This is a genomic window from Gracilibacillus sp. HCP3S3_G5_2, from assembly GCF_052063305.1.
GTDB lineage: Bacteria > Bacillota > Bacilli > Bacillales > Amphibacillaceae > Gracilibacillus.
Genome location: NZ_JBQHXU010000005.1, coordinates 165629 through 191221, shown reverse-complemented (window position 1 = coordinate 191221; position 25593 = coordinate 165629). Strand labels below are relative to the sequence as shown.

Here is a 25593-nt window from a genome sequence, read left to right as displayed (position 1 = left end):
TTCGATGGAAGGGATGACCCAATGGGTTATAAACAACGAATTTTCTTATTAATATTATTAGATTCTTTGATTGTCAGTACAGCGATTTTTATCGCTTCATGGATTGTTTACCCTGGCACTCCATACATGAAGCCAGAAACAATGGTGATTTCCATGATTGCCTTATTTCTGTTTCACCATTTATTCGCATTTTTATATAAGCTCTACAATAAGGTATGGGCTTATGCGAGTATTGGGGAGTTGATCGCGATTGTGAAAGCAATCACTTTCACAATCGTCGCAACAGGGATCGTCCAATTTTTAGTCAATGATTTCGTGATTTATAGAAGAGCACTTATTGTAACTTGGTTATTACATATTATTTTAATAGGTGGTTCACGATTTGTTTGGAGAGTATACCGTGATCAATATATGCAAGATAAGAAAAATCGCAAGCGCACATTAATTGTAGGTGCCGGTGCTGCGGGAGCAATGATTGCGAGACAACTAAAGAATGAACAGCAGCATACAGATCTTTTACCAGTTGCATTTGCAGATGATGATATGGCAAAACACAAAATGCAGCTCTATGACTTGCCAGTTGCCGGGAGCACAGAGGATATTCCCGAGTTAGTAATAAAATTAGAGATTGACCATATTGTGATTGCTATTCCATCTTTAACAAATGGTACACTATCAGAACTAGTTGCGATTTGTAACAGTACGAATGTAAAAGTGCAGATGGTGCCAAAAATAGAGGATATTGTCTCAGGTAAAGTATCCGTAAGCTCATTGAAAAATGTCGATGTCGAGGATGTATTGGGACGTGACCCAGTTGAATTAGATATAAACTCGATAGCAGAGTATGTAACAGGCAATACGGTAATGGTCACTGGTGCAGGCGGTTCAATAGGATCAGAGATTTGTAGACAATTAATGCAATTTACCCCATCGAAAATCTTATTGATTGGACATGGTGAATTTAGTATCTATTCCATTGATATGGAACTTCGTCAAAAATATCAGCAAGATGATATCGAAATTGTACCAATTATCGCAGATGTACAAGATCGTAAACGCATCTTTGAAATTGTGCAAGAACATACCCCAAGAATAATCTATCATGCAGCAGCACATAAACATGTACCACTAATGGAATATAACCCACATGAAGCAGTAAAGAATAATATTATTGGAACGAAGAATGTAGCAGAGGCGGCTGATGCATTTGGCACTCATACGTTTGTCTTGGTTTCTACAGATAAAGCCGTTAACCCTACAAATGTGATGGGTGCAACGAAACGAATTGCAGAAATGGTTGTGCAAAACTTAGCAAGCCGAAGCAAAACAAAATTTGTGGCAGTTCGCTTTGGTAATGTGCTTGGCAGTCGAGGTAGTGTTATTCCACTGTTTAAGAAGCAAATTGAAAAGGGGGGACCCGTTACTGTCACACATCCAGATATGACTCGTTATTTTATGACCATTCCCGAAGCGTCCAGATTAGTTATCCAAGCTGGGACATTAGCAAAAGGTGGAGAAATATTTGTCTTAGATATGGGGGAACCTGTAAAAATAGTAGATTTAGCGAGAAATCTTATTAAACTATCAGGATATACGGAAGAAGAGATTCCAATTGAATTCAGTGGAATACGTCCTGGAGAGAAGATGTATGAAGAACTGCTTGGTGAAGATGAAATACATCCAAATGCCGTTTATGAGAAGATTTATGTTGGTAAAACAGTCGATGTAGAGTTTGAGCAAGTATTAACGCTGATTCAAGGCTTCTCTACATATACGAAAGAAGGGTTGAAGGAACAGCTAATGGATATTGTCTATCTTGATGCACAGAAGAAAGTTGGAGCAGTTACGTAATGTTGATCAAGTCTTGTATTACTATGACTCTTGTTTGAAGGATATGGTACAAGATGATAATAATCTGTAATATGAAGTGCACAAAAAAGTACTGGCAGAGGTGATAAAGGTGTTTTATTTAAAGGTAAAAAGAATAATTGACTTTCTGTTAGCACTAATAGGATTAATTATTTTATCACCTGTTTTTTTGATTTTAATCATCGCTATTAAACTAGATTCCAAAGGACCTGTTTTATTTAAGCAAAAGCGTGTAGGTATTAATAAAACGCATTTCCATATATTGAAATTCAGAACGATGAGAATTGACACACCAAAGGATACACCTACTCACTTATTAGGTGATCCAGATACATATATTACGAGAGTAGGTAAATTTCTTAGAAAGACTAGTTTAGATGAACTGCCACAAATATTAAATATAATAGCAGGTCAAATGGCAATCATCGGACCACGTCCAGCGTTATGGAATCAATATGATTTAATCGAAGAACGTGATAAGTATGGAGCAAATGATGTATTACCTGGATTAACAGGATGGGCGCAAATTAATGGACGAGATGAGCTGTCAATTGATATTAAGGCGAAACTTGACGGTGAATACATAGAGCGAATTGGGCCATTGTTTGACTTGAAGTGCTTTGTTGGCACTTTTGTCAGTGTATTAAAAAGAGATGGCGTTGTAGAAGGTGGAACAGGTTCGGAAAAGTATGAGCAGAAGGAGTCAGCCTCAAAATGAAACGGGTATTAATTACAGGGAAGAATAGTTACGTAGGAAATTCCTTCGAGAACTGGGTAACAGAACATTATCCTGAAGAGTTTCAAATTGATAAAATAAGTTTGCGAACAGAAGAGTGGAAAAGTGCTGACTTTTCCATTTATGACGTTGTGTTGCATGTTGCTGGGATAGCTCATATAAAAGAAACCCCACAAAATAGAGAATTATATTTTAAAGTCAATAGAGATTTAACGAATGATGTAGCTTCTAAAGCGAAAAGAGAAGGTGTCAAACACTTCATATATTTAAGTTCTATGAGTGTTTTTGGATTAGTAGAAGGAGTAATTGCTGAAGATACTAATGAGAAACCAGTTAATGCTTACGGAAATTCTAAATTGCAGTCAGAAAAAATTCTAATGAAAATGAAAAATAAAGACTTTTCTATTTCAATCATACGTCCTCCGATGATATATGGGCCTAACTGTGTGGGGAATTATAGTAAATTGTCCAAGATAGCTAAAATATCATTATTTTTTCCAGATATTAAAAATGAACGTAGTATGATATTCGTTGATAATTTATCAGAGTTTATTACTAGGGTGATAGGCAATAAAGATGAAGGTATTTTTCATCCGCAAAATACTAATTATGTCAATACCACAAAGATGGTCGAATTAATTTCTAAAATACATAATCGAAAACTGATCAAAGTAAAATTTATAAATTTCTTAATTAAGAGCATTAAGGTTAACGTAGTGAAAAAAGTATTTGGAGACTTAAAGTATGAAAAAAAAATGTCACCAGACATGCAAGAATATAATATAGTCTCCTTTGAAGAATCTATTAGAAAAACAGAACAGATGGAGAAAGAAAAATGAGTTACAATAATTATAGTGTGCTGATGTCAGTCTATTATAAAGAGAAACCAGAATATTTAAAATTAAGCATTGAAAGTATGTTGAGCCAAACACTAAAGCCAAATGAAATAATTATTGTAAAGGATGGACCTTTAACATTTGATTTGGAGGAATTAATTAGTTCATATAAATCATCATATCCTAGCATTTTTAGTATAGTTGCCTTAGAAGAAAATAAAGGTCTTGGATTAGCTTTAAATGAAGGATTAAAAGTTAGTAGAAATGAACTTATAGCTAGAATGGATACGGATGATATATCTTTGTTAAATAGGTGTGAATTGCAGGTCAATGAATTTAATAAAGATCCAGAATTAGTGATTCTCGGTTCGCATATTGATGAATTTTATGATGAGCCTGACAACATAATTTCTTCAAGAGTAGTTCCATTGACAAGTGAAGAGATTATGTCTTTCTCGCGTAGAAGAAACCCTTTTAATCATCCTACTGTTATGTATAAAAAAACGGAAGTGCTTCGTTTAGGTGGTTATAAAAATTATAGAAGAAATCAAGATTTGGACTTATTTGTAAGGATGTTAAATAATGGATGCAAAGGAAAAAATATTAATAAGTCTTTATTGTTATTCCGAGCAAACAGAGATAATCTCAAAAGACGAAAAAGCTGGGAAAAATGCAGAAGTTATATGGAAATGATCTATAGTTTTAAGAAAAAAGGATATTCTACATTGTTAGACTTCTTGGTTGTGGCTACTAGTCAAATAATTATTTTTGTTTCTCCAATTTGGGTACTTGAAGTAATATCAGATAAACTATTAAGAAAAAAAGCATAAGAAAAGGTTGAAGTGAATATGAGTATTGAATCTAAAGTAAATGATGCTTTAAATAAATTCCCTGTTATAAAAAAAGCTGTTAAAAGATCTTATCAACTTGCATCTTACATAATTTCACCAAAAATTAAATATGAGGGAGATATCGAACGTATATCTCCAGATGATGGAATGGAATATTTTTTTGGCTACTATGATAAATCTCCATGGGATGCTACGGATAGATATATGCTTTGCTTAAGAACAAAGAACACTTATTTATCTGTAGCACCAAAAGAACCAGCGGAAATAGTTTTATTTGATACTCATGATAATAATTCCTATAAAGTATTGGGAAAAACACATACATGGAACGTGCAACAAGGTTGTATGCTGCAGTGGTTAGGTCCTGATTATAAGGAAAAAATTATTTATAACGATTTTCGTAATGGTGAGTATTGTTCAGTAATATTAAACATTAGTACAAATCAAGAAAAAATTATACCAATGCCAATTTATAGTGTTGCAAGCAATGGAGATTTTGCACTTTCACTTGATTTTTCAAGATTACACCGTTTAAGACCAGGTTATGGGTATTCTAATTTACCAGATTCATATAAAAGCCAAAAGTGCCCTAACAAGCCTTGTATTTGGCATGTGGACTTAAATAGTGGAGTCGTTCAGCCTTTGTTGAATTATTCAGATTTTGCAAATTTCGAATCTAGACCTGAAATGAAAAATGCAGAACATAAGGTTAATCATATAATGCTAAATCCATCTGGTAATCGATTTATGGTTCTCCATAGATGGATTAATGGCTCAAGTAAATATACTCGTTTAGTTACTGTAAATAGTGATGGTTCAGAAATGTTTAATTTGAATGATGATAATATGACGTCTCATTGTTACTGGAAAAATGATAATGAAATAATTGCTTATGCTCATAAGAATTCCAAAGGTAATAGTTATTATTTGATGAAAGATAGAACAGATGAATATAAAAGAGTGTGGTCTCAATTAACGATGGACGGACATCCAAGCTATTCACCGGATGGAAGTAGTGCAGTAACTGATACCTATCCTAACAGAGCGAGAATTTCAAATGTCTTCTTAATTAAAGATAACACTATTAAAACAATTGCAAAAGTTTTTGCTCCCTTTAAATACGATAATGATGTAAGATGCGATTTGCATCCGAGGTGGAATAGAAAAAGTACTATGGTATGTATTGATTCAGTTTTTGAAGGGAAACGAGGCTTGTATGTTATAGAGATTAAAGAGAAAAATAATAGTAGAGAGGTTAAATAATGATTAATGGTCTAGTATCTTGTATAATTCCTACCTATAAGAGAAACGATACTCTATTAAGAGCTATTAATAGTGTTTTGGAACAAACTTATAAAAATTTGGAAGTAATTGTTGTAGATGATAATGAACCAAATGATGATTATAGTAAAATAGTTCAGAAAAAATTAAGCACAATTACCGATAAACGTGTAAGGTATATACAACAGGATAAACATATAAATGGAGCGGCTGCTAGGAATGTAGGAATAAGAGCATCAAAAGGTGAATTTATTGCATTCTTGGATGATGATGATGAATGGTTGGTAACTAAAATAGAGAAACAAGTGATGATATTGAAAGAAAGTAATGAATACGGTGCTGTTTCTTGTTTGTACACTTATTATGATAACGGGAATCCAATACGAAAAGCTCCACATTACACAACTAAAGATCTTCACTTAAAAGTTCTAAATCGTTCTGTTTCTATTTTGACTTCAACCGTTTTATTTCGTAAAGAGGCTCTAGATAAAAGTGGATATTTTGATGAATCATTCATAAGACATCAAGATTTACAGCTGTTCTTGGATTTTTTAAAAGTCAATAAGATGCAAGTTTTGTCAGAGTATGACGTTAAGATTCATATAGATGAAGGGGGAAACAGGCCTAATTCAATCAAAATGATTAAAATTAAAGAACATTTTTTAAAAAAAATGGAACATCACTTTAATTTATATGATAACAAAACGCAAAAGAGAATCTATTCTGGACATTATTTTGAAATTATATTTCTCTTAATTAAAGAAAAAAGATTTTTACTATCAATAAGATACTTATTAAAGATAGGATTTAATCCAACAGCATACTATGATGTCTTTAAAAGGCTTCTTGGAAGGAGAAAAAATAAAAATTAATATTGTATAACTAATTGGAAAAATAATATTAAAGATTAAAGTTTATTTAAATATAAAAGTAGTTTTAGCATAAGTTGTATTTATATATTTCTTGTTAGCAGAAAGTCATAATAAAGGGATGGATAATATGAAAATAGCAATGCTAGTTCCAAAATTTCCAATCATATCAGAAACGTTCATACTAAATCAAATAACAGGCCTAATAGATAAAGGTCATAATATAGATATCCTTACTTTTAATAAAGGTGATACTGAGGTTATTCATAAAACTATTGAAGAGTATAATTTAATGGATAGAGTATATTACTTAGGTGGTGATATACCCAATAATAAATTAAAGAGAGTATTAAAAATTATTCCTGCTTTGTTAAAAAAAACTCCTAATTTAAATAGTGTAATTCAAACTGTGAATTTTTTGAAATATGGACGAGGTATTTTGTCATTAAGGTGTTTATACACATTAATCAATTTTACTGAAAGAAAAGAATACGATATAATTCATTGTCAATACGGTCCACAAGGAGTTGAAGCTCTGGTTTTAAAGAATTTAGGAATTATTAATGGCAAAATAATAACCTCGATCCGAGGTTTTGACATTACTAGGGCTTTGGCAGAATATTACCCTGGATATAAACAGTTATTTGCAAATGAAGAACTCTTTTTGCCTGTTTGTAGACATTTTAAAAATATATTAATAAAAAATGGCTGTCCAGAAAATAAAATAAAAGTTCTTTATTCAGGAATTGATATAAACAAATTTAAGCCAGTTAGCCACTCAAAAGAAAATAAAGATTATTTTCATATTATATCAACTGCAAGATTAGAAGAAAAAAAGGGATTAAAGTATGCAATAGAGGCTGTAGCTACTTTACTTGAAACTAGAAACAATATTAAATACACGATAATAGGTGATGGAAGTCTAAAAGAAGAGTTATCGTTACTTATTAAACAAAGTAATGCCCAATCTAATATAAAGTTAGTTGGACGTAAGAATCAAACAGAAGTAATGGAATATCTAAGGTCAGCAGATTTATTCTTAGCTCCAAGTATTACATCAAAAGATGGTAACCAAGAAGGAATTCCCAATGCATTAAAGGAAGCCATGCTTATGTTAATACCTGTTATTAGCACCTTTCATAGTGGAATACCTGAATTAATTGATGATAATGTTACTGGATATTTAGTGCCCGAAAAGGACTCAAATGCTTTATATGAAAAAATTAAATATGTAATGGATAATAGTGAAAAGCAAAATGAGATAACCGAACAGGCTATGAAGAAAGTTAAAAGAGAATTTCCTATTGATGTTCTTAATGGTGAGCTTGAAAAAATATATAAAAAATCAATGGGATATTGAATACTAAAAATAGATCAGGGAATGCAAAAGTTTTATAAGTTTTTAGGAGGTTTGATGCATGAGAGGAAAAAAAATCTTAAAGAATCCTAAAAGAATCATCAGGTTTTTGGGTGGAAGAGAATACTTAAATTGGATCCCAGATGAAATTTACTTGAAAATGTTTTATTATTCTGAAACAAATCAAAAACTTAATTTAAATAATCCAAAGACTTTTAATGAAAAACTTCAATGGTTAAAGCTCCATGATAGAAAAAATATCTATAGTCAATATGTTGATAAGTTTGCAGTTCGTTCATTTATTAAGGAACATATTGGGGAAGAATATTTAGTTCCCATGATAGGAATATTTGAAAGTGTAGAAGAAATAGACTGGGAAAAGCTCCCAAACAAATTTGTTTTGAAGTGTACGCATGGTTCCGGTGGTAATATAATTTGTACAGATAAAACAAAATTAAATATAAAAGAGACTAAAAACAAGTTAAATAAATGGATGAAAAGGAATTGGTATTGGCTAGGTAGAGAATGGCCATATAAAAATGTTAAGCCACGTATTATTTGTGAAAAATTTATTGAGCAGGATGATGGTGATGAATTAAGAGACTATAGATTCTTCTGCTTTAATGGAGAACCAAAATTTATAACTGTGGATTTTAGTATTACAAATAAAGATAAGACTAGGCGTAATCTATATGATTTGGATTGGTCTCTTATGGAACAAGAAATATCATATCCAAAAGAACTATCATACAAAGTGAAAAAACCAAAAAAGCTAGAGGAAATGATTGATCTAGCAAGAAAAATATCAGCAAATATACCTCATGTCAGGATCGATTTTTATTATATAAATGAAAAAATTTTATTTGGTGAAATGACCTTATACCATCAAAATGGTTTAGGAAGAATAAGACCAGATGATTTTAACTATGAAATTGGAAGTTGGTTGGAATTGCCAAAATAAATTGTCTAGTGTGTATAGTAAATAGTATATTTACTATAGTTGCAATGAGTTCAATATAGATAATGAAGGTAGATTGAGGATAACTACTCATAACAGAGAGAGTTAGAGAGTCTATAAAAGCATAGTCTTTTAAGTTTAAATTTCAGGGTGAATTTTCTTTTACTTCCTATTAATGAGAGGTATTTTTATGAAATATATAAATAATAAAAATGATATATTTGGTTTACTAGGTTTATTCATGTTTTTTTCTTTATCTCATATTATAAACTTTTTTTCGTATGTGGGTCTCAATATAGATTTTTTAACAAATTATAATATAATTGCCTTTTTAAAAATCACTATTTATTTAATTATCTTACTTTTGTACATAAATAAAATTGATAAATTTATATTGTTGGGTCTAATTATATTTGTTTCGGTTATGTTATTAAGTTCATTATTGAACTACAGTAATCTTTCTTTTATTCAGGAAATTTTTGCTGAATTTATTTTGAATGTATTACCTATTATATTGATTTTACTTTTTATTAGAGATCCTTATAAAATACTTACATACATGAGACTCGTTTCATATCCAGTCTTAATATTAACATTGCTTATACCTTTTACAGATGGATATATGGTTGACGTAAACTATATGTCCTTAGCCTACAGTTCCATTATTAATTGGGCTGTTGTAACCTATTTTGCATTTAAAGAAAAAAAAATAATAGATGTTATTCTTACAATATTATTAATATGCAACTATGTTCTATTTGGTAACAGGGGTTCTATAATTATAATTACAGCTTACTTGTTATGGTGCCTGTTTACATTTAGTCGCAATAAAATTAATTTTACTATATTAACGCTCTCTATTTTTTTAATAATAATTGCTTTTTATGAACGTTTATTAAATATAGCACTTAGTTTCCTTGATTTTATTGGTATTCATAGTAGAACGTTGAACTCAATTATAAATGGACAACTTGCAGAATCCTCAGCAAGAGAAATTATTTGGATAAGGACAATTAATGCTATAAGAGAGAATCCATTAGGGTATGGAATAGGTTATGATAGAGTTTTAAATAATGGAACCTATTCACATAATATGTTTTTAGAATTGTTCACTTCTTTTGGGGTAATTTTAGGAAGTATAGTAGTAATCATAATTATGATTATATGTTTTTACATGCTATACATTTGTAAAGATAATAGTTACAAAGCTTTATTTAGTGTTTTTTGTATAACAGGATTTCTTATTTTGCAGTTAAGTTATTCAATATTTTCAGTTTACTATATGTATGTTTGTATCACTTTATTCTATTTATATATGATTAATAAAAGAGAAAAAGTTGTTTAACTCTCCTTAGTAATTCTTTTAATAAGGAAATTTTGACTGAAAATTATCGAAATTAGAAAATTGAAGGTGAATTAATATTGAAAATACTATATAAAAACGCGGGGTTTGGTGGTGGTGCTCCGAAATCATTACTACAATATGTAAAAATTTCAAAAAAGCATGATATAGATGTAGTTGTATTAGGTCAATTCACCTATGAGCCTGTAGAATATAAACAAAATAATATTAAATTAGTTGAATTACCTAACTTTCATATAAAAAAACCATTTAAGAGTTTTATTATATTACTAAAATATCTAAATATAATTAAAAAAGAAAAGCCAGATATAATTCATACAACTACATTGATGAATTGTTATTTTCATAAAATTATATCTACATTAATTAATATACCAATCATTTACAATATACCTGGTGGTAAGATTGATAAGTTTTCTGCTCAGCTATTAGAGGATGAAAAATTATTAGTATACAGCGAGGAGAATAAGTTAGAATTATCTAAATATGGTTATGACACCAATAAAATTACAGTAATAAGCAATCGGATGGATACTAATATATCAATTGACGAATATAGTCAGCATTATAAATACATAACAAAAAATGATACTGAAATAAAATTATTAATGATTTCTCGTATGTCAGATCATCATATTAAATCATTAAGATATATTATTAAAATGGCAGAAAAGTTATATAAAAATAATTTAAATGTGAAATTAGATATTTTAGGTGATGGAAAACACTACAAAAATATTAGCAATCTTGCAAATGAATTGAATGAAAAATATAATAAAAATTTTATCATTATACATGGTTTTAAAAATAATGTTCTAGATTATATCAAGGAATCTCATATCGTTTTTGGTAAAGGTAGAAGCGTAATTGACGGTATTTTAAACTGCAGAATTTGTTTTGTGGTTAGTGAAATGAATACTATTAGTCATTGTAATTTGAGAACATTTGAGAATTTAAGAACTTATAATTTTTCGGGTAGAAATTTAGAAGATATAATTTCTTACGACGAACTAGAAAATTGTATTCTTAACTTACGCCGAGGTAATTCAAATTTAAGTTATGTAAAAAAATTAAAGCAACTTACACAAGAATTTTATGATATTAAATTTGCGGAAAATAAAATTATAGACTTATATAAGAGTACTCAACCTACTGCTCCAAATTATAATCCAAAGTTATTTAAGATAATTAGAGAATATATTCAATTTTATATTAACGCGATAAGAATAAAAGTGAAGCAAGATAATGATGTCAGTAGAAAAAGGTGAATTAAATTAATATGCGGACACAAAATAGTACAGGATTTTATGTGATAACAACTTTTGGAACAAAACTGGTAATTTTATTTGGTAGCTTTTTTGTATCAATCTTGCTAGCTAGGTTATTGGGGCCTGAAGGAAAGGGGGTTGTTACAGCATTATTTGTAGTCCCGAATATAGTTATAAGTATTGCTGATTTAGGAGTTAGACAAGCGTCAGCATATTATATTGGAAGGAAGATATATTCTGTACAAGATGTATTATCATCGAGTTTATTCCTATGGTTGTTTACATCTATAATATCTATTGGAATAGTTTTAAGTTATTATTCTATGGGATCACTTCAAGAGTATGGTTGGATACTTGTTTTAATAGCATTGATTTATATACCGATCAAACTTCTAACCTCTTATCTTAACGGTGTTATTCAAGGTAAACAAAAAATAGGTAATATAAATTTAAAAGAGCTAATTTCGTTTGCTTTTAACTTATTTGGAGTAATAATTTTGGTATGGATATTTGATTTAGGTGTTATTGGGGCATCTACAGTAACTTTATTAGTTGCACTAGTGGGTTTAATATACTTTATAAAAATAGTAAGAAGTATAAGTGTTATGAAATTAAAGTACATAAAGCCCATTCCACAAAATCTATTTAAAAAAGGTATCTCTTTTGCTTTAGCATTATTCATTCTAACACTTAATTATAAGATTGATATTATATTCTTAGAAAGAATGGTTACATCAACAGAAGTAGGCATTTATTCCGTGGGAACAAATTTAGCAGAATTAATTTGGCAATTACCCGCAGCAATATCAATTGTATTATTTGCAAGAAGTGCTAATAGTAAAACGAATTTTGAGGCACATAACCGTTCTGCAAAGATACTTAGAATAACTTTACCAATATTATTGTTTATATGTTTATTTTTTATTATAACATCAAAGTATATTGTTACACTACTTTATGGGGATGAGTTTCAGCAATCATCCGATGTTATTAATATCCTGTTGCCAGGTGTATTTATTATAGTTATTTCAAAAATTTTGCATCCAGATATGGCAGCTAGAGGTAAGCCACTTTATGGTCTATTAGTTTTTATTGGGCCACTCGTCTTAAATATATTACTTAATTTATTATGGATCCCTAACTATGGAGTAAAAGGAGCAGCATGGGCATCAACAATAAGTTATTCATTAGGTGGTATTTTGTATGGGATAGTATATGCTAAAAAGGTTGGAGTTCGATTAAAAGATTTACTTATATTAAACAAAGGCGATTTACTAATTATAAAAAAATCAATAAATAAAATAATTGCGAAATAATCATATTTGTAAAAGGAGGCCCTAAAATGAAAGAGAGTTTAATTAGTAATATTGAAAATGTATTGGTAGATGAACCATACTTAGAAATTAATGGGGGATATGTATTAGAGGGTACAACTGAAATATCAGGTGCAAAAAATGCTGCATTACCTGCGATTGTTGCTGCCTGTCTTAGTGATGAGGAGGTAACGCTGCAAAATGTACCTTTAGAATTGAATGATGTGAAATTGATTATTAAGTTGCTTAAAAACATGGGAGCAAGTATAAAAGTAAATACAGAAGAAAAAGTACTCATATGTTCTGGAGTAAACTGGAGAGGAGGATCATTGGATTCAGATTTAGCAGGTAAAATAAGGCATTCTTTGTTATTATTAGGTTTAGCAGCCAACAGGAAAACTGACATTTTCTTACCAATGCCCGGTGGATGCGATTTAGGGAATAGAAAACATGATATGCATGTAAATGCTCTTCGTTCGTTAGGAAATACTGTAATTGAGGATGAAGGAATACTATTGAAGCCTGGTAAGGCAAATAATGAAGCTTTAATAGAATTCTATTATCCAACATTTGGAGGAACCCTCAATGCAATATTCGCTTCAGTTTGTTTAAAAGAATCACAGATTACTATAAAAAATGCTGCTCGTAATCCGGAAGTATTAGATGTTATTAATCTTTTAAACAGAATGGGTGCGAGTATTGCTTGGAGTGACGAAAGAACGCTTAATATAAAAGGGGCGGAGAAATTAAAAGGTACAGATTATTCTGTTATGCCGGATAGGATTATAGCTGCAACTGTTATAGCTGCAACTGCAATTACTAACGGTGATGTATATCTAAATAATTTTGATAGCAATTTACTCGCAACCGAAATCGGTGTATGGAGGCAATCTGGTGTAATATTCGAACAGGACAATAATGGATTACGTATAAGATGTGAAGAAGGTTTACTCAATGCAACAAGTATTGAAACAAAGGCTTATCCTGGCTTTCATACGGACATTCAGCCACTTCATACATTAATGATGGCACTTGCTAATGGAGAATCGACAGTAAAGGAAACTATATTAAATGGAAGATTTAAATACTGCGTTGAATTAGTTAAAATGGGGGCTAATATTCAAATATATGATACAGATTTTTATTGCGTTAATGGAGCCAAAGGACAAATAGCTAAAATTAAGGGCGTAAATAAACTGTACCCAGCAGTAGTAAAAGCAACTGATATAAGAGGAGGGGCTGCAGTTGCTGTAGCAGGATTAGCTGCTAATGGGGTATCAAAAATAACTAATATTTATCAATTAGAACGTGGCTATGGAAATTTTGTGGAACTTTTCAATAGTTTGGGTGCAGATATTAAAAGAGTTTCTTAATGTATATAAAATAAAGTTTATGGGAGTAATGAATATGAATTATGTGTCAATAAAAAACTGTTCTTTAAAACAATACAATACTCTTAAACTTGAGTCTGTAGCTTCAGAAATGGTTTTACCAATTAATATAAATGGAATTAAAGAAATATACCAAAAATATAAAGAAAGGAAAATTATTATTATTGGTAGAGGATCTAATATCTTATTATCAAAAGAATATTATGATGAAAGCTATGTCTTTGTAAATTTTAAATTAATGGATAAAATAGAGCATAAGGATAATAAAATTACTGTAGAAACAGGTGCGACACTAGCTAGTTTGAGTTGGTATGCTGTTGAAAATAACATTAAAGGATTCGAATTTCTTGAAGATGTACCTGGAAGTGTTGGTGGTGCTATTATAATGAATGCGGGAACCTATGAAGACACTATTGGTCAACTTACAGAACAAGTTACTTACTATAATATTACAGAAAATAGAATTATAACTGATAAAGTAAAAAAAGATAATTTTGGCCGCAGACAATCTAAATGGGCTAATAACAATATTGTTATAATTTCTTGTGTATTTAAAGCAGAGAAAGGGGATTATATTGAGTCATTAGAAAAATTACTTGAAATAAAGAAAAAAAGATACCTAAAACAACCAAGAAATTATCCAAATGCAGGGAGTGTTTTTAAGAGACCTAAATTAGATGGTGTTGATTTCTATGTGTGGAAATTATTTGATGAATTAGATCTAAGAGGGTATAAAAGAAATGGAGCAATGATATCGGATAAACATCCTGGTTTTATTGTTAATACAGGGAATGCAAAACCAGAGGACATTATATTTTTAATAGATTTTGCTAAAGAAAAAGTAAAATCAAAATTCGGAATAAATCTAGAGTTAGAGTGGAAAGTGATATAGTAAAAATATATTTTTCTAAAATGAATATTCCAATTTTAGCATCTATAATATTACAATTGTTAGATGTGGTTACATAGGAATTGCATTTTCTAATAAACATGAAGTATTACCGGTTGTAGCTCCAATTAAAAGTGAAATAAAAACTTAATTTTTTGGCTTTGAGACATTAACAACCAATTAATGGACGGCTGTTTTGAGATTGATAAAAAAACGTAAACGATATGTCAAACCTTTTAAAATTAATATAACTTTTCAAACAACTTAGAACGATCCTTGTTCGATTATATTATTTTTGAACCTGTAAAGTGACGGTTGCACATTTACTACTTCACCATTAACCAAAGATAAATGTTGAATGTGTTTTTGCTTACTTATGACTAATTGACTAATAGAGTGGAAAAATAACCAGTTGCAATTAAACAATGTAACGGATCGTGGTGAAAAATGAGGTTTGAGGAATTAATAGCATTAACTTTGCCTTAATATTCATCAATTCTAATCCATTTTTACTTCTTGCTATTAAATTTTTTAGAACTTCCGAATAAAATACCCTAATTTTAAACTATAGTATCTTACTAGATCAGTGTTTTATCCTTTACATCTATTATTAATGAACTGTAACAAGTGGGAATGAGGCTAGTTCTTTCGTGATGGAGGATAAACAAGAAGTAGTATGTCTACACTTTCTGCCTTAGTTTAACAAGAAAATCTAAATATTCAATCTATGATTATAAGACGCTTAAGATTCATAAATAAAACATGAATAAAATCCGGTATTTCAATATTAAAAGTAGCTTTGTCAACCCACTATCAATGATTTGCTGAGTTAGATATTGATAAAAAAATTTGTTAGATATTCATACTTAGTTTCCGAATAAAACTCATTGAGAAAATAGAAGGTTTTATAGTGAAGGAAAAAAGTTTTGAGAAAACTATAGACTTCAGATCAAGAAGCTTGATTACGATTACAAGATGCCCACTTTTTCTCATAAGGTAACTTGGCCTATCTCATAAATACAGAAATTTTTGAAAGAGACGTGGAGGTAGTAACAAATAATATTGGATAAAAAGGAGTTATGGTAAATTGAGTAAAAAAGTATTAGGAACGGACAAAACCTATTTCGTTACAGGTACAGCTGGTTTTATAGGATACTATCTTTCTAAAAAGCTATTAGACCAAGGTTGTAAAGTTATCGGAATTGACAATTTGAATGATTATTATGACGTAAACTTAAAGTATACTCGTTTAGAAGGCTTAGAGCATTATGAGAATTTCACGTTTATCAAAGCAGATATTTCGGATAAAACGATAATTGATGATCTTTTTACACAATATCGTCCAAATGTGGTAGTAAACCTTGCAGCACAAGCAGGGGTGCGTTATTCACTTGAAAATCCTGATGTGTATATTCAAAGTAATGTGATAGGGTTTTATAATATTTTGGAAGCTTGTCGACATCATCCAGTAGAACATTTAATTTACTCTTCGTCTAGTTCCGTTTATGGTGCTAATAAGAAAGTTCCGTTTGAGGAGACAGATTTTGTTGATCATCCTGTATCATTATATGCATCCACCAAGAAATCCAACGAATTAATGGCACATACATATAGTCACCTTTACAATATCCCTACAACAGGTTTACGGTTCTTTACAGTCTATGGACCAATGGGCAGACCAGATATGGCCTATTTCGGTTTTGCCGATAAATACTTTGCTGGCGAGCCAATTAAAATCTTTAATAATGGTGATTTTGAAAATGATTTATACCGTGACTTTACATATATTGATGATATTGTCGAAGGAATAGTAAAGGTAATTCCAAGAACACCAGAGGGGGAGGTTCAACACGAGGTATTCAATATCGGCAATAGTAATCCAGAGAAATTAATGCATTTTATTACGTCTTTAGAGAAAGCCCTAAGTAATGCACTTGGTAAAAAAGTTGAGTTCGACAAAGTGTTTGAACCAATTAAACCTGGAGATGTTCCCAGAACATATGCATCAACGGATCGTTTACACCAAGCAGTTGGCTTCAAACCACAAACACCAATTGAAGAAGGCCTACAAAAGTTTGCTGATTGGTATGTACGATATTACAACTTGGTTGAAGATAAGCTACAGAAACAAAATAGCTAATTAGTAATCAGAAGTGAGGGGTATCTACTAATGCAGAAGCTTTTTGATACATTTACACACTTTTACGGTGAAAAGGAAACGCAACTTATTCGTTCGCCATTAAGAATTTGTCCGTTGGGAGCACATGTAGATCATCAAGATGGCATTGTCACAGGTATGGCATTGGATGCAAATGTAGAGTTGGTATTCGCACCTTCGGAAGACGGTTATATTCGTATTAGCAGTATGGACTTTCCAGATGAGGAATATTTTCATATTGATCGAGTACCTGAGATGTTACCAGGCTTTTGGGGGAATTATATTCGGGGTGCCGTTCTTTCTCTGCAGCAGGATCAAAAATTAACGTTCGGGTTTCAAGCAGTGATTAGTGGGAAATTGCCAATTGGTGGATTAAGCTCTTCTGCAGCAGTTACGACAGCTTATTTAATGGCTTTAGCAGAAGTAAATAATCTAGATATTTCTAAGGAACAATTAGTTTCCTACAGCCACTGGGTGGAAACCGAATTTATCGGCTTAAAGAATGGTATTCTTGATCAATCGGCTAATATTTTGAGTGAAGATAATCGATTATTGGTGATGGACTGTCAAACAAGTGAGCATTATTTAGTAGACAAGTCACCTGATATGGTGGATTTTGAAGTAGTCATCGTATATTCTGGAGTAAGTAAGGCATTAATAGGTACAGACTATAATAACCGTGTGGATGAATGTAAGGTTGCTGGCTGGATTATAGAAGAACTCGCAGGTCTTGAACGGTTAGCACTACAGGATGTGAAGCTCCGAAATATTTCAGAAGAGCATTATCGTACATACCGTGAACAAGTACCAGGAAAATTCCGTAAGCGACTGGATCACTTTTTTACCGAACAGGAACGTGTACGTCAAGGCATTGAAGCATGGGAACAAGGAAATATTGAACAGTTTGGCAAGCTAATGTTTGCATCAGGAGAGAGCTCTATTCACCAATATGAATCAGGCTGTCCGGAGTTAATTACTATTTATGAAGTGCTAAAAGAAACAGAAGGGGTATATGGTGCTCGTTTCAGTGGTGCTGGTTACAGAGGTTGTTGTATTGGATTAATCGATCCAGCATATAAAGAACGAATCAAAGCACAGATTGATGCTGTATATCCAGTGAAACATCCAGCTTACAAAGACGTATACAAAGTACACTTCTGTAAAACGAGTCATGGATCACGTTTGATAGGGCAGGGTAACAGGGGAGTTGTCCTCAAATAAAAATAGGACAGTCCTTTAATGGTCTGTTCGGAGCATTTTGGAGGGAACAAGATGAAATGTATTATCCTGGCTGCGGGCTATGCAACGAGGTTATACCCTTTGACAAGAAATAAAGCGAAACCTTTATTAGAAGTTGCAGGGAGACCAATTTTAAATCATATTATGGAAAAGGTCGAAAAAGTCGAGCTATTAGACGAAGTATATATTGTTACAAATGAGAAATTCACTCCAAGTTTTCAAGACTGGGCTGCAAGCTATCAAGGAGATAAACAAATAATTGTTGTGAATGACCATACAACAACCAATGACAATCGATTAGGTGCTATTGCTGATATCCAGTATGTATTGGATCACCATCATATTGAGGAAGATATCATGGTTTTAGCTGGTGATAATCTTTTTGATTTTGAATTAGTGGACTTTGTTCATTTTTATCAAGAGGTGAAGGCAGACAGCATCACAACACATGAGTTAGATGACCCTGAAGAAATGAAACGAACTGGCATTGTCGAAGTAAATGAGGATAGCATGGTCATTTCATTTGAAGAGAAACCAGAAGAACCGAAGTCGAATTTAGCTGTACCACCTTTTTATTTATACAAGGCAGACACACTACCTTTATTTAAGCAATATTTAGCGGAAGGGAATAATCCTGATGCACCTGGGAACTTTATTCCATGGTTGATTCAGCATAAAAAAGTATACGCATTTAAATTTGAAGGCTTACGATATGATATTGGTACCATTGATAGTTATAATAAAGTACAAGAATTATTTTAGAGGTGAATAAGAAATGAAAATAACAGTAGCAGGGACAGGCTATGTCGGATTATCGAATGCTGTTTTATTAGCCCAGCATAACGAAGTAGTGGCACTTGACATTATGGAAGAGAAAGTCGACCTGATTAACAACAAGAAATCACCAATTGTCGACAAAGAGATTGAAACCTATTTAGAAACAAAAGATTTAAATCTGGTAGCTACAACAGATGTTCAGAAAGCATATGAAAATGCCGATTATGTCATTATCTCTACACCAACCAATTATGATCCTGATCGTAATTATTTCGACACGAGCACAGTGGAGAATGTGATTGAGACGGTATTGGAAATTAATCCAGATGCAGTAATGGTGATTAAATCCACGATCCCAGTTGGATATACATTAGAAGTACGTGAGAAATATAATACAGACAATATTATTTTCTCCCCTGAATTTTTACGTGAAGGACAGGCATTATATGATAACCTGTATCCATCACGAATTGTTGTTGGGGAAAGATCAGAACGTGCGAAAGTATTTGCTAATCTTTTAGCAGAAGGTGCAATTAAAGAGGATATTGATATTCTCTTTACTGATTCAACAGAAGCGGAGGCAATCAAGTTATTTGCCAATACGTATTTAGCAATGCGTGTTGCCTTTTTCAATGAGTTGGATACATATGCAGAGATCCGTGGCTTGAATGCGAAGCAAATTATTGAAGGTGTAGGGCTTGACCCTCGTATTGGTACTCACTATAATAACCCTTCCTTTGGTTATGGTGGTTATTGCTTACCGAAGGATACAAAGCAATTATTAGCCAATTATCAGGATGTACCGAATAATATTATCGGAGCAATTGTTGATGCTAACAGAACTCGAAAGGATCACATTGCAGACAGCATTCTTGCGAAGAATCCAAAAGTGGTTGGCATCTATCGTCTTACAATGAAGACTGACTCTGATAACTTCAGACAATCTGCCATCCAAGGTGTGATGAAGCGTATTAGAGCAAAAGGTATTGAAATTGTTATCTATGAACCAGTGTTGGAGGAAGAAGAGTTTAACGGTTCACGAGTAGTGAAGGATTTTGATGAGTTTAAAGAGATCTCAGATGTGATCGTAGCTAATCGATTGACGGATGACCTGAAAGATGTACGCGAGAAGGTCTATACGAGGGATTTGTTTAGTAGGGATTGATTGTTAACTCTATCGCAGATTGCTTATGAACTTTATTTAAATCACCTAATACATGAAAAATCTCCATCTTCGAAGGTTGAAGGTGGAGATTTTTTAGTTTTAGTTAGAAAAATTCTTTTTTTCTTGATTAATTTCATCTCTTATAATATCCCAAATTTGTTGGATTCTTCGAATGTTATTGTCTGGATCAGCATTAACTTGCTCCAAAAGATTTGCTTTCTTCATAAGATGAATCGTTTTAATATCATCTTTTGTTAAAACTAAGTCCTCCGACAATTGGATAGGGTGTTGTTTAGTATCAATTAAACCTAGTAAATAATCAGCAGTTACGTCAAATATTTCAGCTAATTTTTTTACAGTTTCGAGCGATGGTTCATTTCTTCCCTGTTCATAATATCCATAAGCACTTGTTGAAATATTTAACTTTGATGCAATATCCTCTTGCATTAATTCTTTTTCTTCTCTTAAACTTCTTAATCTTTCTCGGAATATTAACATAAGAAACTCCCTTTCTTGGATGCATTATACAACGGAAACTTGTATGAGTATCTCATAAACAACAAAAAGTCATTGGTTATATTTACAAACAACATATTGTTGTATATAATATTATTAGAATGAAGATGTAGGCAACGATTATTCATACATTTACGTTGTTTTAAGGGACAAGGGGGAAATCAAGAATCTATGGCTAAGGAAAGTAATGATGATACAAACGCAGTATTGTTATTAAAACAAATTGAAATAATGAGAAAAAAATTAGTAGCTATAGGTTTTCGAGATGGCTTAACAGCACCTTCTACAATTGAATATAGTGAATTATTAGATGAGCAAATAGAAATTTATCAAAAAATGTTAAGGGATACATAAGTTATCTCATAGAATTGGTAATTTAATAACATTTTAAATAGATAGAAACTAATTTGAAAAATCAATCAAATTAATATATCATATTATTAGCTTTCTAAAACATGATTAAATAGGATTACCTGGATACATCATATGTTTATTAATTATGTTTGGGAAAGGAAACAATGATGATTAAATTAGAAAATATATATCAGATTAATATATCAACTTTTATCTTATTTTTTGGTGGCTTAAGCATATTATCCTCTTTATATATGACCATACCACTCTCTAAAAGCCTTGAGATAGAATTCAATATTACAACCGAACAAGCAGCATGGGCAGGGAGTATGTTTTCTATATTCTTTTCTTTGGGTTGTTTGATAGTAGGGATTCTATCTGAGAAAATTGGAATGAGATTAGTAATGCTTCTCGGAATGATAGGTATGAGTATTGCTACAATCCTTACTGGTTTCTCAGCAAGTTACGCTTCTTTTTTATTTTTACGAGCAGTACAAGGAGGTTTCGCAGCTACATTCTCTCCAGTGGCGTTGACGTATGTCGGCATCCTATTTCCTGTGGAAAAAAGACGCACTACAATAGGAATTATAAGCTTTGGCTTTCTATTAGCAGGAATTATAGGACAACTAATAAGTAGTACTATCAATATACACATTGGTTGGCGTTCTGTATTCTATCTTTTTGGAGGTATTTATTTCTTGGCAGTTATCTTATTAGTTTTTTTGCCAAAAGATGTTCCTGTAAAAAGGGAGAGAATAAAAACTACTTTTTTAAATAAATTATCTGTTCCATTCCAAAGTAAGAAAATCAATGTTATTTATTGTATTGCTGTAACGATTTTAATGGCATTTGTTGGTATGTACGCGGCTTTAGGGGAATATTTGACCCTGAATTTTGACTTTAATCAGAAAAACGTTTTTGTCGTAAGGGCGCTAGGCATAATTGGTATTCTATTTTCACCGTTTTCCGGATTGGTGTCTAAAAAAATGGGGCTAACTCGACTACTTAAAATAAGTCTTTCTGTGTCAATTATAAGCTTACTTGTATTAGGAGTTAGCAACAACCTTTACCTAATTGTCGCTTTTAGTATATTTTTTGTTGGCGGGATTTCATTAATCGTACCAACTTTAATTACATTAGTAGGAAATTTAAGTGGAAAGAATAAAGGAATCGTTACATCTGTGTATACCTTTATTTTGTTCGTAGGAGCAAGCATTGGCCCAATTTTAACGGCCTTGTTGATGAGTATTGGCACCATAACATTGCCTTTTATCGTGTTTGCTTGTATGTTGGGAGTTAGCTTAGTACTTGCTACTCGTTTACCATAAAATAATATAAATCTAGTTTTAAAGAAAAGCACTTGTTGCAAAGGGAATACTCTCTTTTGCAACAAGTGCTTTTTTTAGGATTACGTTACTGAAACGACAAGAAAACGATGGATGAAAATTGTCTGTTATATTATTTTACAATTTGCTTCATATCTAAACAAATAACAACTAGAATTCAATTAAACATATGATGTATTTTCAATGATTTTCATAAACAAGAGGTGAATCTATTGCAGGAAGCATACAAGGTCCAAAGAAGGAGACTTGTTGATCAAGTATTAAAAAATTTACAGTCTATTATACAATCTGGAAAGTATTCTATCGGTCAGAAACTTCCAACTGAAACAGAATTAATGCAGATGTTTGATGTAGGACGATCTACAGTTAGAGAAGCAGTCAAAATTTTAGTACACGCAAGCGTTTTGGAAGTAAGACAAGGGGATGGAACTTATGTTATAGCCCTACCTATTGAAACATTTCAGAGTAAAGTAAAAGGGGCAAAAAAGCAAGATATTATAGAAGTAAGAAATATGTTAGAAATTAAACTTGCAGGTCTAGCAGCAATTCATCGAACAGAGGGAGAGTTGCATAAAATAAAGGAATGTTTGGATCTAAGATGTGAATTTCTTAAAAAAGGGCAATATTCTAGTTATGTGAATGCCGATATTGATTTTCATTTGGCTATATGTTATGCGTCTCATAATGAATTAATGATAAACATGTATCAGACACTCGTAGGGGAAATCCATCAAATGTTAAGTAGTTTGATTTTGGACGCAAGTTATAATGATAACACAAGTTTCCATAATAATATTTATATTGCTATACAAAACCAAAATGTGGAAGATGCTAAATTTTGGACAGAAGCTAATATAAAAATGATGTAATAAAACATCAGATGAATATATGTTTAAGTCACCCAAGGAGGAATTAGATGCAGGATAATCAAGAAACGTTACAGGTAGGTATAGAGGATAAATTAAAGGGAAGTCAAACGGTATTATATGGGATACAACATCTTTTAGGATTAACAGGAATCTTTCTGTTTCCAGTACTAATTGGACAAGCCATGGATCTTGAAACAAGTGTGGTTGGTTATCTAATACAAGCATGTTTTATTACTACGGGGATCGTAACGATTTTGCAGTCAGGGAGAATGCTAAGGCTACCTGTAGTACAAGGTCCTACAGCAGTATTTTTTGCAATTATATTGTCTGTTGGACAAGCGCAAGGCTTAGGGGCTGCATTCGGTTCAATGATGATTGCAGGTATAATATTTATGCTACTTTCCATCCCAATTAAACGTTTTGGGTTAATGGCTTATATTGTGAAGTTTGTTTCCCCACCAATTGTTTATGGAACTTTATTAGTCATCATTGGTGCCCAATTAGCCGAGCTTGGCTTAAGTGGCTGGTTTTCGAATGATTCTCCAGGAGTAAATTTTCTGGCAGCTTTAATAACCGTGTTAGCTATAATTATGTTAATGGTTTTGGGGGGGAATACATTATTTCGGAGAGCTTCGGTCCTAATAGGTATTATTGTTGGTACAATATTCTATTCGATCCTTCAACCAATTGATATGAGTGGGGTTGCAGGAGCATCCTGGGTGGGCATACCAAATATTTTTCCATTTGGATTTTCTGTATCCATGGCAGCAGTAGGAATGTTTCTGATTGCATTTTTACATGCTTCAGCGGAATCAATAGGCATGTATAACTTATTAGGAAGTTGGAGCAAGCAAACTATTAGTAAGGAACGTGCGAATCGTGGACTATTTGGGGAGTTTTTAGGATGTACGATCGGTTCTATTTTTGGAGGATTAGGTACTACTTCTTATCCTGAAAATATAGGGATTATCCGTGTTACCGGTATAGGTAGCCGTTATGTGACTCTAACAGCTGGTATAGTGTCGATAATCATTGGTTTAATTCCGAAAATTGGTATTCTAATTGCAAGTATCCCAGGAACTATTCTGTCTGGAGCATCTACCATTCTGTTTGGGGTGATTGCACTGAGTGGTATTCAGATGCTAAGTAAAGTGAAATGGGATGATTTGAATATGACAGTTGCGGCAACATCCTTCATCTTATCGTTAGGTACCTTATATTTACCTGAAAATATTACAGAAAATCTTCCATTTGCAATACAGAGTATTGTTACAGAGCCTATGCTTGTCGGATTAATATTGCTAGTATTCCTAAATACAACAGTAAATATTATCTTAAGACCAAAAATAGAACAGTTTGCAACAAAAAAACCTAAAAAAGAAGTAATGAAGCAAGTAGGATAATAGAGAGGAGATATATAAAATGAAACAACAAATGATAAATTGGAATATAGATGTAAATAGAACAGCCGTAATTGTAGTGGATATGCAAAAAGTCTTCTGTGAGCCAGATGGTGCCTTATATGTAAAAAACACAAAAGAAATAATACCAAATATACAAGAATTAACAAGTCTAGCTCGTCAAGCAGAAATGCCTGTGATATATCTACGACATATAGTGAGAGGGGATGGATCAGATACGGGTATTATGAAGGAAATGTATCCAAATGTAGATGAAATACTTGCTAGAGGAACAGATCAAGTAGAAGTTATTGAAGATTTAAAACCAGAAGAAAATGATATCATTGTCGATAAATTATTTTATAGTGGGTTTCATGATACAGATTTAGATACCATTTTAAGGACAAAAGATATCAATACGATTATTGTATGTGGTACTGTCACTAATGTATGCTGTGAAACAACTGTAAGAGACGCAGCACATCGAGAATATAAGGTTATCTTTTTGAGTGATGGGAATGCTGCAATGGACTATCCAGATATGGGCTTTGGTCCTGTGTCTGCAGAGGAAATACAACGTGCGACGTTAACAACAATCGCCTATGAGTTTGGTCAAGTTGCAACAACAAGCGAAGTTATCGAAAAAATAAAAATTCAGAAATAAAGTAAGTAACCGCCGTTAGAACCAGCGTCATTAAAAGAAGTAATAAAAGGGAAGCAAGGGAACTGTTCTTGCTTCCTTTCTTATGAGAAGAGTGCTTTTAGATTTAACACAACATAAAAATATG

Annotated in this window: 23 protein-coding genes; 22 read left to right on the top strand and 1 reads right to left on the bottom strand. The window is 31.9% G+C overall.

Annotation, left to right across the window (positions count from 1 at the left end; translation table 11 throughout):
• Nucleotides 1–21: 21 nt before the first annotated feature.
• The 17 genes from ACTNEP_RS09690 (at nucleotide 22) to ACTNEP_RS09610 (ending at nucleotide 20320) form a co-directional block, all read left to right on the top strand.
• Nucleotides 22–1851, top strand: coding sequence for a polysaccharide biosynthesis protein (locus ACTNEP_RS09690; protein ID WP_441161709.1), 1830 nt, complete (start codon nucleotides 22–24; stop codon nucleotides 1849–1851).
• A gap of 109 nt (nucleotides 1852–1960) precedes the next feature.
• A complete protein-coding gene (locus tag ACTNEP_RS09685; protein WP_441161708.1) occupies nucleotides 1961–2587 on the top strand; it encodes a sugar transferase in 627 nt (208 codons plus the stop codon).
• Nucleotides 2584–3444, top strand: coding sequence for an NAD-dependent epimerase/dehydratase family protein (locus ACTNEP_RS09680; protein WP_441161707.1), 861 nt, complete (start codon nucleotides 2584–2586; stop codon nucleotides 3442–3444). Before ACTNEP_RS09685 ends, ACTNEP_RS09680 begins: the two co-directional genes overlap by 4 nt.
• Nucleotides 3441–4271 (top strand): glycosyltransferase, encoded by an 831-nt coding sequence (locus tag ACTNEP_RS09675; protein ID WP_441161706.1) that lies wholly within the window; start codon nucleotides 3441–3443, stop codon nucleotides 4269–4271. The genes ACTNEP_RS09680 and ACTNEP_RS09675 overlap by 4 nt, the downstream gene beginning before the upstream one ends.
• An 18-nt stretch (nucleotides 4272–4289) precedes the next feature.
• Nucleotides 4290–5555, top strand: a complete 1266-nt coding sequence (locus tag ACTNEP_RS09670; RefSeq protein WP_441161705.1) for a hypothetical protein — start codon at nucleotides 4290–4292, stop codon at nucleotides 5553–5555.
• The gene (locus ACTNEP_RS09665; protein ID WP_441161704.1) at nucleotides 5555–6445 is read left to right on the top strand and encodes a glycosyltransferase family 2 protein; all 891 of its coding nucleotides are present in this window, start codon (nucleotides 5555–5557) and stop codon (nucleotides 6443–6445) included. The genes ACTNEP_RS09670 and ACTNEP_RS09665 overlap by 1 nt, the downstream gene beginning before the upstream one ends.
• Nucleotides 6446–6572: 127 nt before the next feature.
• Nucleotides 6573–7802: a glycosyltransferase gene (locus ACTNEP_RS09660; protein ID WP_441161702.1), complete on the top strand. Its 1230-nt coding sequence runs from the start codon at nucleotides 6573–6575 to the stop codon at nucleotides 7800–7802.
• Nucleotides 7803–7860: 58 nt separating this feature from the next.
• Nucleotides 7861–8760 carry an ATP-grasp fold amidoligase family protein gene (locus ACTNEP_RS09655; RefSeq protein WP_441161701.1) on the top strand — a complete coding sequence of 300 codons (900 nt, stop codon included), beginning with the start codon at nucleotides 7861–7863 and terminating at the stop codon, nucleotides 8758–8760.
• 187 nt (nucleotides 8761–8947) lie between these two features.
• Nucleotides 8948–10102 carry an O-antigen ligase family protein gene (locus ACTNEP_RS09650; RefSeq protein ID WP_441161700.1) on the top strand — a complete coding sequence of 385 codons (1155 nt, stop codon included), beginning with the start codon at nucleotides 8948–8950 and terminating at the stop codon, nucleotides 10100–10102.
• A 77-nt stretch (nucleotides 10103–10179) separates the two neighbouring features.
• Nucleotides 10180–11388: a glycosyltransferase gene (locus ACTNEP_RS09645; RefSeq protein ID WP_441161698.1), complete on the top strand. Its 1209-nt coding sequence runs from the start codon at nucleotides 10180–10182 to the stop codon at nucleotides 11386–11388.
• Between the two features lie 11 nt (nucleotides 11389–11399).
• Complete coding sequence (locus ACTNEP_RS09640; protein WP_441161697.1) at nucleotides 11400–12704, top strand: oligosaccharide flippase family protein; 1305 nt, start codon at nucleotides 11400–11402, stop codon at nucleotides 12702–12704.
• A gap of 26 nt (nucleotides 12705–12730) precedes the next feature.
• Nucleotides 12731–14074, top strand: coding sequence for a UDP-N-acetylglucosamine 1-carboxyvinyltransferase (locus ACTNEP_RS09635; protein WP_441161696.1), 1344 nt, complete (start codon nucleotides 12731–12733; stop codon nucleotides 14072–14074).
• Between the two features lie 34 nt (nucleotides 14075–14108).
• A complete protein-coding gene (gene murB / locus ACTNEP_RS09630) occupies nucleotides 14109–14984 on the top strand; it encodes a UDP-N-acetylmuramate dehydrogenase (protein WP_441161695.1) in 876 nt (291 codons plus the stop codon).
• A 1084-nt stretch (nucleotides 14985–16068) separates the two neighbouring features.
• Nucleotides 16069–17121 (top strand): GDP-mannose 4,6-dehydratase, encoded by a 1053-nt coding sequence (locus ACTNEP_RS09625; protein ID WP_441161693.1) that lies wholly within the window; start codon nucleotides 16069–16071, stop codon nucleotides 17119–17121.
• Between the two features lie 30 nt (nucleotides 17122–17151).
• A complete protein-coding gene (locus ACTNEP_RS09620) occupies nucleotides 17152–18360 on the top strand; it encodes a GHMP family kinase ATP-binding protein (protein ID WP_441161692.1) in 1209 nt (402 codons plus the stop codon).
• A 51-nt stretch (nucleotides 18361–18411) separates the two neighbouring features.
• A complete protein-coding gene (locus ACTNEP_RS09615) occupies nucleotides 18412–19140 on the top strand; it encodes a nucleotidyltransferase family protein (protein ID WP_441161690.1) in 729 nt (242 codons plus the stop codon).
• A gap of 13 nt (nucleotides 19141–19153) precedes the next feature.
• Entirely contained in the window at nucleotides 19154–20320 is a 1167-nt protein-coding gene (locus ACTNEP_RS09610) for a nucleotide sugar dehydrogenase (RefSeq protein WP_441161688.1), read from the top strand.
• A gap of 99 nt (nucleotides 20321–20419) precedes the next feature.
• Here ACTNEP_RS09610 and ACTNEP_RS09605 read toward each other — a convergent pair whose 3' ends face one another.
• Nucleotides 20420–20818 carry a helix-turn-helix domain-containing protein gene (locus ACTNEP_RS09605; protein ID WP_441161687.1) on the bottom strand — a complete coding sequence of 133 codons (399 nt, stop codon included), beginning with the start codon at nucleotides 20816–20818 and terminating at the stop codon, nucleotides 20420–20422.
• A gap of 189 nt (nucleotides 20819–21007) precedes the next feature.
• Between ACTNEP_RS09605 and ACTNEP_RS09600 the strand changes: the two genes are divergently transcribed.
• The 5 genes from ACTNEP_RS09600 (at nucleotide 21008) to ACTNEP_RS09580 (ending at nucleotide 25469) form a co-directional block, all read left to right on the top strand.
• Nucleotides 21008–21190 (top strand): Spo0E family sporulation regulatory protein-aspartic acid phosphatase, encoded by a 183-nt coding sequence (locus ACTNEP_RS09600; RefSeq protein ID WP_441161686.1) that lies wholly within the window; start codon nucleotides 21008–21010, stop codon nucleotides 21188–21190.
• Nucleotides 21191–21354: 164 nt separating this feature from the next.
• A complete protein-coding gene (locus ACTNEP_RS09595; RefSeq protein WP_441161685.1) occupies nucleotides 21355–22518 on the top strand; it encodes an MFS transporter in 1164 nt (387 codons plus the stop codon).
• 230 nt (nucleotides 22519–22748) lie between these two features.
• Entirely contained in the window at nucleotides 22749–23405 is a 657-nt protein-coding gene (locus ACTNEP_RS09590; protein ID WP_441161684.1) for a FadR/GntR family transcriptional regulator, read from the top strand.
• 47 nt (nucleotides 23406–23452) lie between these two features.
• Nucleotides 23453–24808 (top strand): uracil-xanthine permease family protein, encoded by a 1356-nt coding sequence (locus ACTNEP_RS09585; RefSeq protein ID WP_441161683.1) that lies wholly within the window; start codon nucleotides 23453–23455, stop codon nucleotides 24806–24808.
• 19 nt (nucleotides 24809–24827) lie between these two features.
• Nucleotides 24828–25469, top strand: coding sequence for a cysteine hydrolase family protein (locus ACTNEP_RS09580; protein WP_441161682.1), 642 nt, complete (start codon nucleotides 24828–24830; stop codon nucleotides 25467–25469).
• Nucleotides 25470–25593: the final 124 nt, after the last annotated feature.